This is a genomic window from Leptolyngbya cf. ectocarpi LEGE 11479 (assembly GCF_015207065.1).
GTDB classification, from domain to species: domain Bacteria; phylum Cyanobacteriota; class Cyanobacteriia; order Phormidesmidales; family Phormidesmidaceae; genus Leptothoe; species Leptothoe ectocarpi.
On sequence record NZ_JADEXP010000143.1, the window covers coordinates 1 to 15028 of the forward strand.

Here is a 15028-nt window from a genome sequence, read left to right on the forward strand (position 1 = left end):
TCACAGACAGTGGAACAACCTTTAGACTTACTAATCTTTTAATTTCAAAATAGTTGTTGATATAAAGCTATAGGAGTAAGCAATTAATGTCTGCCTCAAAAGTGATGGTTGTCGAAGATGAAAGTATTATTTCTCTACATCTTAAAACCACGTTGCTTAGATTAGGATATTCTGTATCGGGAGTCGCAGCCTCTGGTGATGCTGCCCTCAGAAAGATCAAAGTCTCCCGTCCTGATTTGATCCTCATGGACATTCATCTCAAAGGAGACATGACCGGTATTGAGGTCTCCGAGAAAATTAAGTCTGATTTTCAGATTCCAATTATCTATTTGACGGCTAATGCGGATAGCTTAACCTTTCAAGAAGCTAAGCAAACCGATCCCTATAGCTACATAATCAAGCCATTTGAAGAAAAAGAGCTAGGTATTGCGATCGAGATCGCCCTGCATCAGCATCAAAAAGAGCAGACCACCCGATCTACTGAAGCATGGTATACCTTCGCATTTAAGGCTCTGCAAGCAGCGGTCATTGCAACGGACCCAGATGGCTATGTTGTCTTCATGAATGCATATGCTGAAATGATCACAGGTTGGACATTTACGGATGCGTTTAATCGACCCATAGCAGAGATTTTCAAGTTTAAAGAGAAGCATCAGCGGTCGTCCGATGTAGAGCAAAATATTGGCCCAATTTTGATGGATTTGCTCAACGGTAAAAGTTTTGTCCCCCTGCCGGAAGGCATACAGCTGTTACCCAGACCTGGAACAGCTATCCCTCTAACAGGAACACTACCTGCATCAGAAACCTTAATCCCCATTGAGGGTAATGCAGCCACTATTAAAGATTCGATAGGAGATATTCTTGGCAACATTTTTATTTTTAGACGGCTGCAGGCGTCTTTACCCTATAGATCTCATGGCCAGCCCCCTGCTCCTGCTCAGCAACGGGTTATCCATCAAGCTAACTCCCAAGGTTCTAGTCAAACAACCGATGAGGAAGCCGATGATATTGCTTTGATTCAAGCATTTATACAGGCGTTTATACAAGGAGAATCTATACTGCTGTCTACGCCCAGATTAATAGCCGAAGCCCATGCCGGATCGACTACATTAACAGCAAAATCGGAAGGTATTATTGTCAATGTAAAAAGTATTGATAATAATAAACTTACCGCTGCGGTCAAACGAGACTCTCCTTATTGGGAAATGATCTGTCAAGTATTTATAAATTTCAGCTTTTTTCCCGTTGGGCAAAGAACTAATGGCACCTGTTATTTTCAATATCGGGCTATACCGGAACAATGTCAGGTTTATTGTACAACTGCCATGAACCTGTGGGATGCCTGGCGTGGTAGGGGGGATCGAGACGGTTGCGATCGCACTAACAAGTCAGTTCGCACCTCCCCCCAGCCCCCTCGCTCAAACATTCTCGTGCTCAGACGGGGTAGCTGGTACCACATCCAGAGAATGGCTTTTAATGAAGGCCGTCTACACGTCAGGACAATTGGTGGCGAAATTTTTATTCAGCCAGAGGAGTCATTAATCTGGGGTGCCCATATCTTGTAGATCGATGCCCCTGGTCTCAATACCGAATTTGTAAAGTCACTCTGGCATTGACAGTTTGTTCTCCCCCTTCTACGGGTGTACTAACATCGGCCACAGCTGATTCCAGCTGCCGTGACCGGGCGGCGTATGGGATCGGAGTCGGAGGAGTGGCATTATTCACCTGGATGCCGACAATCTCTTGGGCATTGAGGTTGAGGCTCTGTAAGACCACGTCAGCCTGGGCCTGGGCATCGGCTGTGGCTGCCTGCAGGGCCGTATCGCGGGCATTCTCTAGGGCGTCATCGGTGGCGACAAAGCTAACGCTATTGATCTGATTAGCTCCGGTTGCGATCGCATCATCCAGCAACGTCCCCACGGCCTCCGTTGGCATCTGAAAACTGACAGTATTAGAGCCGCTATAGCCCGTAATGCGAGGTCGGCTGCCGTCATAGTTGTACTGCGGATTGAGACGAATACCCGTCGTTTGTAGCTGGTCAACGTTTTTCGACTTTAACAATTCAATCACCGCCGCTGACCGCTGAGCGATATCTTGTTGTACTATTTCTGCAGTCTCTCCCTGGGCCGTCACACCCAGCTGTACTCGGGCTAGCGTCGCCGGAATACTCTCACTGCCTGCTCCCGTAACGGTCAGTACCCTCAATTGGATCTCTTGGGCGGCCACCGGGGCAATGGTGGCCATATTTATGGCTCCCACCGCCAGTGCCGTCACTCCCAGCACGATGCCTGCCGATGGCAGTATCCACCGTCCTACGATCTGTTTCATATTCTCCCCCTTTATCTGCAAGTTTGAAACCTGTTTCTAATCTGTCATGGGATGCAGTGTGGCGGTACCCCTGTTACTATTTTTGTAACTTGCTAGGGAAGCATGATGTGTTATTGACATTCCTGCGCTACCGCCATACTGTGAGTTGTTAATAGCTGCTATAGCTATTGCTCCCAAAAATTTGGCCTGACGCCAGACAGCGGTGATCCACCACCCCTGCCCGGCTAACGTCCCCCGGCTGGTCCTAGCAGCCCGGTTCGGCTATCCTATGGTACGCCACCCCGGTTGCTTTTCTGGGGTGGCTACGTTTTTGGGAGGGTCCTAGATCGCCAAAGCGCTGCCGGGAGAACGTTTCCCAGCAGCGCGGCGGTCAAACAACTAACCCAAGGAGCCTCCCTATGTTTGATCGACCCTATACTCAGCAGACTAGTCCTATTCATCGTCTGCTGAGTGACCCGCCTGATTTACCGCTCGATCTGTCGTTTACCCAGCCACCGGGCGAAATCGTCCGCGTCATCCTGCTGGGTAGCCCCGGCGGCATTCATCAGACCCGGCATCTGCTGCACAACCTGAACTATGTCGAGGTAAATCAGTGGAGCCCGCTGATCGAAATTCCTGAGGGCAATCTGGTGATTCGCTCTGACCAGGGAGAACAGATGAGCATCGTGGTGAGGCGATTGTAGAATGGCCCAGGAATGAAACTCAATAGCTCGATCAGCTGAGTTTCATTCCTGACAGAGTCATGGATAAGCAAGTTGCAATCGTGTGTTCTAAGCTCGACCCAATTTCCCCTTTTCCCTTTTCCACCCTTACTCTTCCGCCTTTTCACCCCAGTGCCTTTGTATAATTAGGATGATCTTAGTCCTGCTGTGCTTGTATGCCGAGGGGTAATTATCCAATGGATCGATTAACTGACTATCGCCAATTGGTCCGCGACCTTATCATGGACCATACCAAGGTTCCTTATAAGCATGGTGACATTAGGTTTGAGACCGTCTTTGATAGCGAGTCCGATCGTTACTTGCTAATAATTTTAGGCCGTGAGAACAAACGTTATGAGCATGGTTGTTTGTTGCATGTTGATATTATCGATGGCAAAATCTGGATTCAACGGGATGGCACAGAAGAGGGTATTGCCACACAGCTTGTTGAGGCAGGTGTTCCCAAAGACCAAATAGTTTTAGGGTTCAAATCACCTGAACGGAGAAAGGATACGGAGTTTGCTGTTGCATGAAAATAAAATAGAAAGCGAAGAACAGAAATAGGAAACAGAAAGGCTGCTCGGTGAGTTACGAATTTAGGATAGGGAAATCAGGCTGTGGAGCTGAAGCTAGCGACGGGTTGAAACTCCGGCGCTAGCTGAGGGTTGTCCACTAAAAGGGACATTTTGGTGTAGAGGCGTTGGTAGCTAGTCGCGGACCGATCGAAGCTCGGATCCTGAAAAAGTCTCCAGTGATAGAAATAGAAGCTGGCCCCTGGCTAGTGGATCAAGAACCGGTGATACCAGATATTGTTTTAGCGGCCATTTTGCACGTGTTGCGATCGCACAGTCAAAATAATGAATAACAGGTTCAGAGTCTCCAAATAGTCGCCGTTTAATAATTGTCTCTCTCTAGCTGTTCATGACTCGCTTAACCTCCGCGATTTGAGGCTTAAACGGCGTTGTTGCGCGAATGTGCTAGAGAGACTTAGCGACCTCCAGACAAACAGCAAGTGGGGCGTCTGTTTTAATAGCTTGGGCATCGAGATGGGTGCGCGTGGCCCGGTAGTGGCTATCGGCTACTGGCCGCTCGCGAATCCCCGCAATCAATCGGTCCCGTGCCGGTATATCCATTTGACCACGACGGCCAATCTCGGCTAAGGGATAATAGTACGGAGGCATTGTCGCCTCTGCCATCATGACCGCTAGTAGCTGCTGGATGCGCTGGGGCCACTGCCACTTGTTCGCTAATTTGGCCATCTGGCCCACATATTCCATATCGTGAAGAGGGCCTAACCACATCGGTCCGCTAACCACCGGAGCGGTGCCACAGACCTCACAGCTCAGCTGACCTAGCTGCCGCCACCCCGCCGTCCGAAACTGACCGCAGCCATAGCAGTAGGCCAAAAATCCATAGTCCTCATCCTGCCAGGACTGGGGCACAACACGCACCATCGCCCGATGGATGGACCCATTAAAAATCGAGAATACCGGCTGTATACACCAGCCTCTAGCCGCTGCTTGCTGAGCGGCATAGCCCATCAGTAGCCGCAATCCTTGTTCATACACAGCGGGATGACGGCGGGCACAGGCCCCATACATTTGCACACTTTTTTCTAGGGCATGCCCCCCGGTGGTCCGTCCGTCAGTGCTGGTGAGATAGAGCAGCCCGCCAAACTTGATGGCCCACAGAGCGCTATTGATAAACGGCGTCGGACTACCAAAATTATCAATGTCAATTAGGTCGTAATAGTCTTGCTGCTGGGCACAGCGAAAAAATAATTGGTTGGCATCCTGGTGGGTAATGCCATAGGACTCAGGGGCCATGCCCTGGCGCAGGTTTTCCTGTAACAATGCGCGTAGCTCGGGGTTCCCTTCATTGGCCCAAATCCAGTCGGCACCGGATTCGAGATGGTAGCGTAGAGGCCGCACACCACAGCCAGTCATGGCATCGATTACCCGCAGCTGGCCGTGGTGCTGGCGATAGATAGCCGCAGCCAGTACCGCTAAATCGCGGCCGATTTGGCTCGAGCTACGGTAGAAGGCGTTTGCGATCGCAAACCGCGCCTTCCCCTCTTCTATCCAACCCTCAGCACCCTCAGCACCCCTCAAAATTTGCCTCTTTAACAACCCAACCCTACAGAACCGCCTCAATCGCCGCCGTTAGCTGCTCAGCACTCAGGTCAGTAATCACAAACACCTCCTGAATGGATTTGCCTTTGCGGGCAATCAGCTTAAACCCACCCAAAATCGGCACCGATATCTTCAGTCGGAATTTGGGCGCATGGGAGCGACCGCGACTAATGACCGCTGGAGTTAAGGTTTTGATTTGAGGGTGAGCCGCTAGCTTATGGAGCATGGCAATCAGCCCCGGCAGATGGGTGGAATGGTTAAGGACCACTCGACCGTCTTGCTTTTTGGCTTGCTTTTTGGGCTGCTTTTTGGGCTGCTTTTTGGGCGTCGAGGCCATGGACTAAGCCTTCTCCAAAGGGGCCATAGTCAAGCCAGCTCGAATCAGCTGACTGTGATATAGCTCTGCCTGCTCCAACGGTCCGACCCAGACGGTGGCCTGACCCTCGTGATGGATCTGGTTAGTCAGCTTCCACGCTTGGTCCGGTGTCATGTGGGGAATATATTTCACCAGCGTTTCAGCCACATGCTGAAACGTGTTGAAATCATCATTGAGCACGATAACTTTGTAATCTGGGTAAGCTTGCCGAGTGGTTTGCTTTGCCTTCTCTTTGGTTACCGTCGGTGCCGCAGAGGACGCCTGAATGGCTGAATTTAAAACTGTCGCCTTCATGGGGGATGTCTTAGCAAGGACAACGGACATAACGATCAAATTATCGCCTAGGGACATGATTGTAGCGGTCTCTATATACAGTAACAAAATCACCCCAGAGATTCAGCTGGGGCTCTGAAGCCAGAAAGAACTCGGGTCACCCAGGCATAAACCAGTCTGGAAGTCGTCACCCCCATGTATGCCCTTGTGGATACCACTTTGTATGCTGGATAATCACCTGTGAGTCCCTGGGCTTGCCATGGTTGGGTCTACCTACGTAATTTGCTATCACCAAACGAGTAAAGGAACGAGTATGAAACACTGGCGTTGGTTACAGGGTATTGGCCTCGGACTCCTGATGGCTGGTGGGGCCACCGCAATCCAGGCTGCTGCTGCACCCTTGCCCAAACCTTTGCGGCCTCTCCGCTTGGCCCAAAGCTATACAGACTTAGTGGCTGTCTCCCTATTTCAGCACTATACGGCGGGTTATCCAGCCCCGGTTTTAACCGATGGTCTATCCTCACGGCAAATTGATTCTGTACAGGTTACCTTTGTCCGGCGTCTGATTAACAACGCTGGGGACTCTGGCTCAGTGGTCGGATACAAAGTGGCGTTGACCAATCCCCAGGCCCAGGCCCAGCTGGGGGTGACCCATCCCCTCTACGGTTTTTTGCTAGAAAATATGCTGCTTGATGACGGTGCCACCTTACCCCTTCGGTTTGGCAGTCGTCCTCACGCCGAAGGGGACTTGATGGTGCGGGTGGGGAGTGCCGATATCAATCAAGCAGAAACAGATTTGGAGCTACTGGCAGGGTTAGATGCGGTGGTGCCATTTCTAGAACTGCCCGATTTGATCTACGAGGAAAATGCCCTCGTCAATGCTGGCGCTTTGGTCGCGGTCAATATGGGGGCTCGCTATGGCATTGTGGGCGATCCGGTGGAGCTAGACCCTGACACGAGCGGTCTAGAGCAGCTGGCGAATATTCGAGTGGTGTTGAATAATGCCCGGGGGCAATTCTTGGCTGAGGGCAATAGCACGGATCTTTTGGGGCATCCCATTAATGCGGTGCGCTGGCTGCGTGATACGTTGCAAACCCAGGGGGTGGCGCTCAGACCGGGCGATTTGCTATCGCTAGGTTCGATGACGTCCCTTGTATCATTAGAATCTGGCACAGACATCACGGGGATAGAAGCTCGGTATTTTGGTTTGGAGTCCACGGAGCGCTCTACCGATCTTGAGGTCTCATTTGATGTGCCTGATGAGGATAGCTAGCGAACTGCCGGGTATTTACGGGACCACTGGTACTACTATCTGGCACCACTGTACGGACTTCAGCCCCATCCAGGCGCGTATCTGCGAGTCTGGATGTGTTAGCGATGACTCATGATGGGGCATCTCTTCAACGCCAACAACGAGACTTTTGAACAGTTTATTTAAGCGGGTTGAGTACTAAATTCTCTGTTGTTACGTTGACCAGACAGTTTTCCGATTGGTCTACTGCCAAATTGCCGAAACGAGTTCTGAAAAATGTGTAGTTCTTTTATAAGACAGGTCAAACGCTAGCCGTATTTATTACCGTTGCTGATTTAGAGGGTGAATCGCTCTATTAAAAGTGCCATAGAGCAGCCTCTTTACAGAGCAGATCACACCGAGAATCCGCAACGCCGCTTAATCTCTAGGTTATTAAAGTTGCCAGAAAAGTCGTCATCATGCTTATTCGTTCGCGCTGTATTCAAACCTTGCTTGCTGTTGTAATGGTGGCCGCCGCCGGTCCCAGCTATGCCCTAGATTTTCCTGAGACTCGCGATCGCGGTGCCCCTGCCCGTGGTCCCTCTCTAGCCACACGGGGACAAATTTGCCTAGACCCACAGATGCGTCCGTCGCTGACGTCCTTATTGCCCCATAATGCGATCGCAACGGCCTTTGGGGCTGATACCGATATTCCCCTATCCCTCTGGTTCTATGTGCCTGAAACGGGGGCTGCTGGAGCAGAACTCACCGTAGTGGACGAGTTTGGCGACGAAATTTACCAGCAGAGCATTGACCTACCCGATACCCCCGGTACAATTCAAGTCACCTTGCCCAGATACCAGACCAACGGCACCACCCCTACATTTACGTCCGGAAGTCTGTACTACTGGGATTTTGCTCTGATTTGCGACCCTAGCGATCGCGGTGATGATGTCCTCATCGGTGGCGGCATCCAACGTCTAGATGCCAGTGCGGACTTCTTGGCCGAGCTAGACGCCGTGGTTGATAATCCCCTGGCCCAGGCCGAACTCTATGCCGCAGCGGGTGCCTGGCAAGAAACAATCACCTTAGCCGCTGGTCTGCGTCCTCAAAATCCTGAGGCTTGGGCCGAGCTACTATCATCAGTGGATCTGGCTGTTGTGGCCGAGCAGCCCATTGTCGGACAGCCCATTGTCGGGCAGCAGCCCATTATCGAGCAGAATGAGCCCGAGCCGACAGCGGATGCGCCGCTCGGTAGTCCCAATGCACCTGTAGCTGTCCCTAATGGTGGTACTTTAGATGCCTCTGGTGCCGCCTCTGATAACTCTAATGATCTACAGCGGCTGCTAGAGGGCATCAACCAGTAGCGCTGACTCATGAATCCCAAAAAGCTTTGGTGGCGATGGCGGGGCATTGCCATGACCACGCCGACTATCACCCTGTTGGTTGTGCTATTGAGGGGGGTAGGGCTGTTACAGCCCTTAGAATGGCGTACCTACGATCAGTACCTCCAGTGGCGACCAGAGGAAACGGATTCGCGGATTGCCATTGTCGGTATCGACGAAGAAGATATTCGGCAGCTGGAACAGGCGATCCTGCCTGATGCAGTCTATGCAGAGGTGATTTCTAAGCTGGCTCAGCAAGAACCCAGGGCGATTGGGTTAGATATTATTCGAGATATTCCCGTTGAGCCCGGTCATGCCCAGCTGGAAAGCGTCTATCGCAATACACCAAATCTGGTGGGTATTCGCACCGTTTTAGGAGACAGTGCCGACCGCGACTTGATTGATGCGGCCCCAACGCTAGCAGACCTGGGGCAGGTGGGCATTAACGACGGCATTGTCGATAACGACAATACTATTCGGCGAGGGTTGCTGATGGTGACCACCCCCGAAGGCGATCAGGCACCTAGCTTAGCGCTCTATCTAGCTTTGCTGTATCTCGATGCTGAGGGCATTGGACCAGAACCTGTGGGTGATCAGGATTTTTGGCAGCTGAACGGTACTGTTTTTCGACCTTTGGAGACCAATGATGGCGGCTATGTCCGCGCCGATACCAGGGGCTACCAAACTCTGATCAACTATTTGGGCGGCAGCGAAGTGATTGAAACCGTGCCCCTACGAGCTGTCCTTAATGATGAGCTACCGGATAACTGGGCGACAGATCGGGTGATTTTGATCGGCGCTGTGGCTGAAAGTCTCAAAGACAGATTTTTTGTGCCCCACAGCAGCAAACTGCTGTCCCTCCCCAAGACCATGGCTGGTGTGGAAATCCACGCTAATTTAACCAGCCAAATCATCAGTGCAGCGTTGGATGGTCGAGCATTGATTCGCACCTGGCCAGAAGCGGTGGAAATTCTATGGATTTTCCTATGGGCCTTATTGGGGGCGACGATCACCTGGCTCCAGCGAAATCCGGGGAAACGCACCCTAATACGACAAATGGCGTTGCTGGTGGCCATTGCCTCAATCCTGGTGTTGGGGGCCTATGCGTTGCTATTAGCAGGCTGGTGGGTGCCTGTGATGCCGCCACTGATGGCCTTAGTGGGGGCCGCTGCTGGGGTGAATACCTACCTGGCCCACAGTGCTAGCCAGATCCGCCGCACCTTTAGCCGCTATCTAAGCGACCAAATTGTTGCTGATCTGTTGGAAAATCCTGACAAACTTAGACTGGGGGGAGCCACCCGTAAGATTACTATTCTCACATCTGACCTGCGGGGGTTTACAGCTTTATCAGAGCAGCTGCCCCCAGAACAGGTGGTAAAGATCCTAAACCTCTACCTGGGCTATATGTCCGATGTCATCAATGAGTATCAGGGGGTGATTGATGAGTTTATGGGGGATGGCATTTTAGTGATTTTTGGTGCGCCGAAGATTAAAGACAATGATAACCATGCCACTCGGGCAGTGGCCTGTGCGATCGCAATGCAACAAGCCATGGGCCAAGTCAATGCCGCCATGCGCGCCAATGGCTTCCCCGAACAAGAAATGGGTATTGGCATTAACACTGGTCGCGTTGTCGTCGGCAACATTGGCTCTGAAAAACGGACCAAATACAGCGTTATCGGCGGTGCCGTGAATCTCGCCTTTCGCATTGAGTCTTACACCACAGGCGGCCAAATTTTTATTTCTGAAGACACCCATCAAGAAATCGGCACCATTAATAACCACCGGCTCGCCATCCAAAGCAAGATTGACGTTTATCCCAAAGGCATCAAACGTCCCATTACCATCTACGATGTGGTCGGGATTGGGGGAGATCTGTACAACCTTTCCTTAACCCATGAAGACTTACCCCTAGAGCCCCTGACTAAAACTATCCCGGTCGAATATGTTGCCCTAGAAGGCAAGCAGGTCGGGGCCGAACATCGGACTGGCAGCCTGCAAAAGTTATCGGCTAAAACAGCCCTACTCCACATCGAAGAAACTGACCGTCTCAATCTGCTCACCAACATCAAGCTCGTCATCCAAGCAACGTCGGCTCCCGAAGAGGTGCGGGAGACCGATATCTATGCCAAAGTGCAACAGCAGGCAACTGAGCAAGACTATCTGATCACCTTTACCGCCCGGTCCCCTGCCATTATCACCTGGCTCAATCAGCAAATTTAGCCCAGCCCTTTCAGAACCACCAGGGCTTCATCCACATGCTTTTTCGGGTTGAACTGGGAGTTAAAAATGTGACGGACCGTGCCAGTTTTATCAATCACATAGGTAACTCGACCCGGTAATAATCCAAGCGTTGTCGGTACGCCATAGGCTTTGCGTACACTGGAACCAGCATCGCTAACCAGGGTAAACGGCAGGCTGTACTTGCTGGCAAATGCCTGATGGGAGTCTGGCGAATCACTACTAATGCCGATCACCTCAGCCCCCAGGTCCTGAAAATCCTGGAAACTATCCCGAAACGTACAGGACTCCGTGGTGCAGCCCGGCGTATCATCCTTGGGGTAAAAGTACAGCACCACCGCCTTTTGACCCTTAAAACTAGAGAGCGTTACCGATTCCCCTGCCTGGGACTGCAGTGTAAAATCCGGAGCCGTGTCACCCACTTTAATCGCCATTGTCTGCGTTCCTTTTCTTTGTGAGAATAAATTGTTAACTTTTATTTAGCATACTGCCTCGGTAGAAAAATCAGTTTTCTATCGGCACACCCCATCGAGTTCAGTACCCATGCGCATTTTGCTCTGGTTTCGCAATGACCTCCGCCTTCACGACCATGAACCCCTCCATCGAGCCTTAGAGCAAACGGCAGAGATTATTCCTGTCTACTGTTTCGACCCTCGCCAGTTCGGTCAAACCAGCTTTGGCTTTCCAAAAACGGGTTCCTACCGCGCTCAGTTTTTGTTAGAGAGCGTCGCTGATTTACAAGCCTCCCTCCAGGCAAAGGGCAGCGATTTAGTCGTGCGCCAGGGTAAACCAGAGGAGGAAATTCCTACCCTAGCAAAAGCGCTCCAGGCAGATGCCGTCTACTGGCACGAAGAAGTCACCAGCGAAGAACTCGCGGTTGATGCGGCGCTAGAAAAGCAATTAGCCCAGCTCAAAATTGGCTATGAAGTGTATTGGGGAGCCACCCTCTATCATCTTGACGATTTACCTTTTAACATCTCTCAGCTACCCAAAGTTTTCACATCCTTTCGTAAACAGGTTGAGAAAAGCAGCTCGGTCTATCCCACCTTTGCCCCACCTAAACAGCTGTCGCCACTGCCGGAGGTAGATTTAGGTACATTACCCACCTTAGAAACCCTGGGCTTAGAACAGAAAACACCCGACTCGCGGGGCGTACTACCGTTCAAAGGGGGTGAGACGGAGGCCCTGAAGCGTTTGCAACACTACTTTTGGCAGGCCGATCGGCTGCGAGTCTATAAACAAACTCGCAATGGCATGCTGGGGGCAGACTACTCATCCAAATTCTCTCCTTGGCTAGCGTTAGGCTGCCTGTCTCCCCGACGTGTCTATGAAGAAGTGGGAGCCTATGAATCTGAGCGTGTGCGTAATGACTCTACCTACTGGCTGGTATTCGAGCTGCTGTGGCGAGACTTTTTTCGGTTTATCTGTGCTAAGCATGGAGACACCGTTTTTTATCCGTCAGGATTACGGGGGCTGCAAGTAGACTGGAAACAAGACTGGCCACGATTTGAACAGTGGACCCGTGGGGAAACCGGCTATCCCCTCGTGGATGCCAACATGCGAGAGTTAGCCGCCACTGGGTTTATGTCCAATCGGGGACGACAAAATGTGGCCAGCTTTCTCACCAAAAATCTTGGCATCGACTGGCGCATGGGGGCAGAATGGTTTGAGTCGCTGCTGGTCGACTACGACGTCTGCAGCAACTGGGGCAATTGGAATTACACAGCTGGTGTGGGCAACGACGCCCGAGGCTTTCGGTATTTCAATATTCCCAAACAGTCAAAGGACTACGACCCTGAGGGCAAGTATGTAAAACACTGGCTCCCAGAGTTAAAGCAGGTGCCGCGCAAAAAGATCCACAGTCCTTGGCGGCTGGATGCAGAAGAACAGAAACGCTGTAACGTCAGACTTGGCGTAGATTACCCTAATCCAGTGGTAGATTTAGAAAAATCAGTGCGCACCAATGAAGCGATCTATAATGCAGCTGTAGAAATACGACGCTAGGTGTGGAACGGCTAACCCTAGACAATGCTCAACTCCCACAGGATGTCCTGCTAGATTTGCGGATGGCAGGGTCCGTTTTATCTCGCTATGGTGCCAATCAAATTATTCTTTATGGCTCCATGGCTAGGGGCACCTATCGTCCTAATTCAGATATTGATATTTGTGTTCAAGGGTTACCGGCTCAAAATTTTTTTCGGGCTTTGGCAGAATGCCTGATGGCAGCCCAAAGATCGCTCAGTATTGTTGATTTTGGTACTCTTCATGGCTACTTCCGAGAAAGAGTATTAGCCGAGGGAAGAATCTTAATGAGTTTAGATATCCTGAAACAGGAAGTCGAATTCGGTCTTGAGAACCTTAGCAAAATATATGACAACGTTAGAACATTTTCTAAGTTAGATATTGATTCAAAGGTAAAGATCTCCGCACTGACCTATGAATGTTTGGGATATTACAACGCTATTGAACACTTGATTATTCGTTTTCTGAAGTATCTCAATGTAGATTTGCCAAGTGGGCAGTTTTCCCATAGAGATACCTTAAAACGATTTGACTCACTTGTATCCAATACGGGACAACAGGAAACAAAAAATACCATAGCGACCATTGCCAATTTAATGGCTTTTCGCCATGTTGCAACTAAAATATATGGTTTTCTAATCGATGAAGCAAAGCTAAATGTTGTTGTCAGTGATATCGAGCTAAATCATCAGGTAATTGAAAACCTATTTCGCGACCTAATTGCCAATATTTCTAAAGATAACAACCTAAATGGCTAATGAATAGCTTTGCGAGCAATAAAGGCCACATGGGCCTTGGGCAGCTGATACTTGCCATAGCTGCGCATGGTCTGTACTGTGAACCCGACTTGTCGTAGTTTATGGGCTATATCTGTTGAATGATATAGCCGTACATGATGGACTTCCTCATCACGTCGATAGTATGCACCGACTTTGCGCAGGGTGATAATACGACGTGTCAGGGTTGCTTGCTTTAAGTTTTCTTCTTTCTCTACAAGCACCAACCAATCATGACCTTCATTAAAGTGTTGCTGCTGATTGGGGTTGACCTGTCCAGGTTCTGCCATATCAAAGATGAATACACCACCGGGTGAAAGGGCTTGATGAATACGCTTAAACAGCTGAAATAACAATTTTTGATTGTTGTCTGAGTCAAACAGATAGTTGAGACATTCGCCAATGGCAGTCACCACCTGGCATAGGGGAATATCGGTTTTGAACAGTGATGCAACTCGAAAATTAGCACTGGGGACACGGGCTCTAGCTAAGCCAATCATCGCATGGGAGATATCAATTCCTAGCACACGATAGCCTGCCTTAACAAATTCTAATGCTGATAATCCGCTGCCACAGCCTAAGTCAACAATGAGACCATCATTAATCTTGTTTTGGCGCAAAATAGAGAGAATACCCGCAGTTGTCTGGCACGCATAATCGCTGTAACCAACATCATGGATATAGGCAAGGTCTTCCTTGTAGTAATCTGTCATAGCTACCCCAAAAACTACCAGCGGTCGTCGCGATAGTCTTGGTCGTCACGGTAGTCTCGGTCTGGATATCTACGCTCTGGGTAGTTGCGATCGCGCCCCCTCTCACCATACCCACGGTCGTCGTAGCCCTGATCACGGTAGCCCTGGTTGTCGTAACCTTGCTCCCGATACCGTCTGTCATCGTAGCCCTGGTCTGGATATCCCTGGTCCTGATAGCCTTGGCCATACCCCCGCTCTGGATAGCCTTGGTCCTGGTATCCCCGATCTTGATGACCGCGACCGTAACCTTGGTCCTGATAACCGCGCTCTGGATAGCCCCGGTTGTCATACCCCCGACTGCCGTAGGGATCGCGGTAACTTCTATCGTAGGGACTGCCGTAGGGATCCCGCTGAGGCTTGCCACCGCTCTCCACATAGCGTTTTAGCTGATAGGCCATGCGTCGCAGTCCATCCCGCTCATCCTCTCGGATAAAGGGTAGAAAAACTCCTGACAGCGGCCCCATAAAGATATCCCGATGCAGATAGCGAGTGCGGCCAGGGGTAATTTCCTGCATCTCAAATGAATGCTCGGTTTTTAACCCTGGAATTTTTGATACCCAGCGCAGACAGCTACCCGGGCGCAGCGTCGTCACCACTGGCTGAAATTCTGTATCGGCATCGCCCTCAATGCGCTGCATTGCCAGAAAAACCTCGCGACCCAGCATAAAGTTTGAGCGCGGATCGCAATCGTAGAGAAACGTATTCCAGTAGCGCCAATCTTCCTTACGCACTAAGGCATCCCAGACCTGAGCAGCGGCGGCGTTGATTTCGATTTCGGCGTAAAGGCTAGGCATGGTGAAGGGGAATGGGG

The 15028-nt window shown here is 50.7% G+C and carries 16 protein-coding genes; 9 read left to right on the forward strand and 7 right to left on the reverse strand.

What is annotated here, in order from left to right; all coding sequences use genetic code 11:
* The first annotated feature begins 86 nt into the window (after positions 1-86).
* Positions 87-1565 (forward strand): response regulator, encoded by a 1479-nt coding sequence (locus IQ260_RS15870; RefSeq protein ID WP_193994083.1) that lies wholly within the window; start codon positions 87-89, stop codon positions 1563-1565.
* Positions 1566-1581: 16 nt separating this feature from the next.
* Here IQ260_RS15870 and IQ260_RS15875 read toward each other — a convergent pair whose 3' ends face one another.
* On the reverse strand, positions 1582-2328 hold the full coding sequence (locus IQ260_RS15875; protein WP_193994084.1) for an SIMPL domain-containing protein: 747 nt from the start codon (positions 2326-2328) through the stop codon (positions 1582-1584).
* A 398-nt stretch (positions 2329-2726) separates the two neighbouring features.
* Here IQ260_RS15875 and IQ260_RS15880 point away from each other — a divergent pair, with 398 nt between their 5' ends.
* The 3 genes from IQ260_RS15880 to IQ260_RS15890 all read left to right on the forward strand — a co-directional run bounded on the left by IQ260_RS15880 (position 2727) and on the right by IQ260_RS15890 (position 3894).
* Positions 2727-3011: a hypothetical protein gene (locus IQ260_RS15880; protein ID WP_193994085.1), complete on the forward strand. Its 285-nt coding sequence runs from the start codon at positions 2727-2729 to the stop codon at positions 3009-3011.
* Between the two features lie 215 nt (positions 3012-3226).
* Entirely contained in the window at positions 3227-3562 is a 336-nt protein-coding gene (locus IQ260_RS15885; RefSeq protein ID WP_193994086.1) for a XisI protein, read from the forward strand.
* A gap of 167 nt (positions 3563-3729) precedes the next feature.
* Positions 3730-3894, forward strand: a complete 165-nt coding sequence (locus IQ260_RS15890) for a hypothetical protein (protein WP_193994087.1) — start codon at positions 3730-3732, stop codon at positions 3892-3894.
* A gap of 112 nt (positions 3895-4006) precedes the next feature.
* Here IQ260_RS15890 and IQ260_RS15895 read toward each other — a convergent pair whose 3' ends face one another.
* The 3 genes from IQ260_RS15895 to clpS are packed head-to-tail and all read right to left on the reverse strand — an operon-like array spanning position 4007 to position 5861.
* Positions 4007-5140: a tRNA (guanine-N1)-methyltransferase gene (locus IQ260_RS15895; protein ID WP_228016166.1), complete on the reverse strand. Its 1134-nt coding sequence runs from the start codon at positions 5138-5140 to the stop codon at positions 4007-4009.
* 25 nt (positions 5141-5165) lie between these two features.
* Entirely contained in the window at positions 5166-5498 is a 333-nt protein-coding gene (locus tag IQ260_RS15900) for a DUF2103 domain-containing protein (protein ID WP_193994088.1), read from the reverse strand.
* Between the two features lie 3 nt (positions 5499-5501).
* On the reverse strand, positions 5502-5861 hold the full coding sequence (clpS, locus tag IQ260_RS15905) for an ATP-dependent Clp protease adapter ClpS (RefSeq protein WP_322744977.1): 360 nt from the start codon (positions 5859-5861) through the stop codon (positions 5502-5504).
* A gap of 262 nt (positions 5862-6123) precedes the next feature.
* On the opposite strand from clpS, the gene IQ260_RS15910 reads away from it, so the two are divergent.
* From IQ260_RS15910 to IQ260_RS15920, 3 genes are all read left to right on the forward strand, one after another.
* Positions 6124-7083, forward strand: coding sequence for a 2-keto-4-pentenoate hydratase (locus IQ260_RS15910; RefSeq protein ID WP_193994090.1), 960 nt, complete (start codon positions 6124-6126; stop codon positions 7081-7083).
* 437 nt (positions 7084-7520) lie between these two features.
* Positions 7521-8408, forward strand: a complete 888-nt coding sequence (locus IQ260_RS15915; RefSeq protein ID WP_193994091.1) for a DUF928 domain-containing protein — start codon at positions 7521-7523, stop codon at positions 8406-8408.
* A 9-nt stretch (positions 8409-8417) separates the two neighbouring features.
* Positions 8418-10649, forward strand: a complete 2232-nt coding sequence (locus IQ260_RS15920) for a CHASE2 domain-containing protein (RefSeq protein ID WP_193994092.1) — start codon at positions 8418-8420, stop codon at positions 10647-10649.
* On the opposite strand, the gene IQ260_RS15925 is transcribed toward IQ260_RS15920, so the two are convergent.
* Positions 10646-11101: a peroxiredoxin gene (locus IQ260_RS15925; RefSeq protein ID WP_193994093.1), complete on the reverse strand. Its 456-nt coding sequence runs from the start codon at positions 11099-11101 to the stop codon at positions 10646-10648. The two genes, IQ260_RS15920 and IQ260_RS15925, sit on opposite strands and share 4 nt — an antisense overlap.
* A 109-nt stretch (positions 11102-11210) precedes the next feature.
* Between IQ260_RS15925 and IQ260_RS15930 the strand changes: the two genes are divergently transcribed.
* Together IQ260_RS15930 and IQ260_RS15935 are read left to right on the forward strand one after the other, a co-directional pair.
* On the forward strand, positions 11211-12671 hold the full coding sequence (locus IQ260_RS15930) for a DASH family cryptochrome (protein WP_193994094.1): 1461 nt from the start codon (positions 11211-11213) through the stop codon (positions 12669-12671).
* A gap of 2 nt (positions 12672-12673) precedes the next feature.
* The gene (locus IQ260_RS15935) at positions 12674-13447 is read left to right on the forward strand and encodes a nucleotidyltransferase family protein (RefSeq protein ID WP_193994095.1); all 774 of its coding nucleotides are present in this window, start codon (positions 12674-12676) and stop codon (positions 13445-13447) included.
* On the opposite strand, the gene IQ260_RS15940 is transcribed toward IQ260_RS15935, so the two are convergent.
* Together IQ260_RS15940 and IQ260_RS31075 are read right to left on the reverse strand one after the other, a co-directional pair.
* On the reverse strand, positions 13444-14178 hold the full coding sequence (locus IQ260_RS15940) for a class I SAM-dependent methyltransferase (protein WP_193994096.1): 735 nt from the start codon (positions 14176-14178) through the stop codon (positions 13444-13446). The genes IQ260_RS15935 and IQ260_RS15940 overlap by 4 nt on opposite strands.
* 14 nt (positions 14179-14192) lie before the next feature.
* A partial coding sequence (locus tag IQ260_RS31075; RefSeq protein WP_228016167.1) for an SRPBCC domain-containing protein occupies positions 14193-15028 on the reverse strand: 836 nt, incomplete at its 5' end.

Excerpts from the sequence above, each read along its gene's own strand:
- IQ260_RS15930 (WP_193994094.1), top strand. The coding sequence starts at position 11,211 with ATGCGCATTTTGCTCTGGTTTCGCAATGACCTCCGCCTTCACGACCAT.
- IQ260_RS15910 (WP_193994090.1), top strand. The coding sequence starts at position 6,124 with ATGAAACACTGGCGTTGGTTACAGGGTATTGGCCTCGGACTCCTGATG.
- IQ260_RS15940 (WP_193994096.1), bottom strand. The coding sequence starts at position 14,178 with ATGACAGATTACTACAAGGAAGACCTTGCCTATATCCATGATGTTGGT.
- IQ260_RS15920 (WP_193994092.1), top strand. The coding sequence starts at position 8,418 with ATGAATCCCAAAAAGCTTTGGTGGCGATGGCGGGGCATTGCCATGACC.
- IQ260_RS15915 (WP_193994091.1), top strand. The coding sequence starts at position 7,521 with ATGCTTATTCGTTCGCGCTGTATTCAAACCTTGCTTGCTGTTGTAATG.
- IQ260_RS15885 (WP_193994086.1), top strand. The coding sequence starts at position 3,227 with ATGGATCGATTAACTGACTATCGCCAATTGGTCCGCGACCTTATCATG.
- IQ260_RS15900 (WP_193994088.1), bottom strand. The coding sequence starts at position 5,498 with ATGGCCTCGACGCCCAAAAAGCAGCCCAAAAAGCAGCCCAAAAAGCAA.
- clpS (WP_322744977.1), bottom strand. The coding sequence starts at position 5,861 with ATGTCCGTTGTCCTTGCTAAGACATCCCCCATGAAGGCGACAGTTTTA.
- IQ260_RS15875 (WP_193994084.1), bottom strand. The coding sequence starts at position 2,328 with ATGAAACAGATCGTAGGACGGTGGATACTGCCATCGGCAGGCATCGTG.
- IQ260_RS15880 (WP_193994085.1), top strand. The coding sequence starts at position 2,727 with ATGTTTGATCGACCCTATACTCAGCAGACTAGTCCTATTCATCGTCTG.
- IQ260_RS15870 (WP_193994083.1), top strand. The coding sequence starts at position 87 with ATGTCTGCCTCAAAAGTGATGGTTGTCGAAGATGAAAGTATTATTTCT.
- IQ260_RS15925 (WP_193994093.1), bottom strand. The coding sequence starts at position 11,101 with ATGGCGATTAAAGTGGGTGACACGGCTCCGGATTTTACACTGCAGTCC.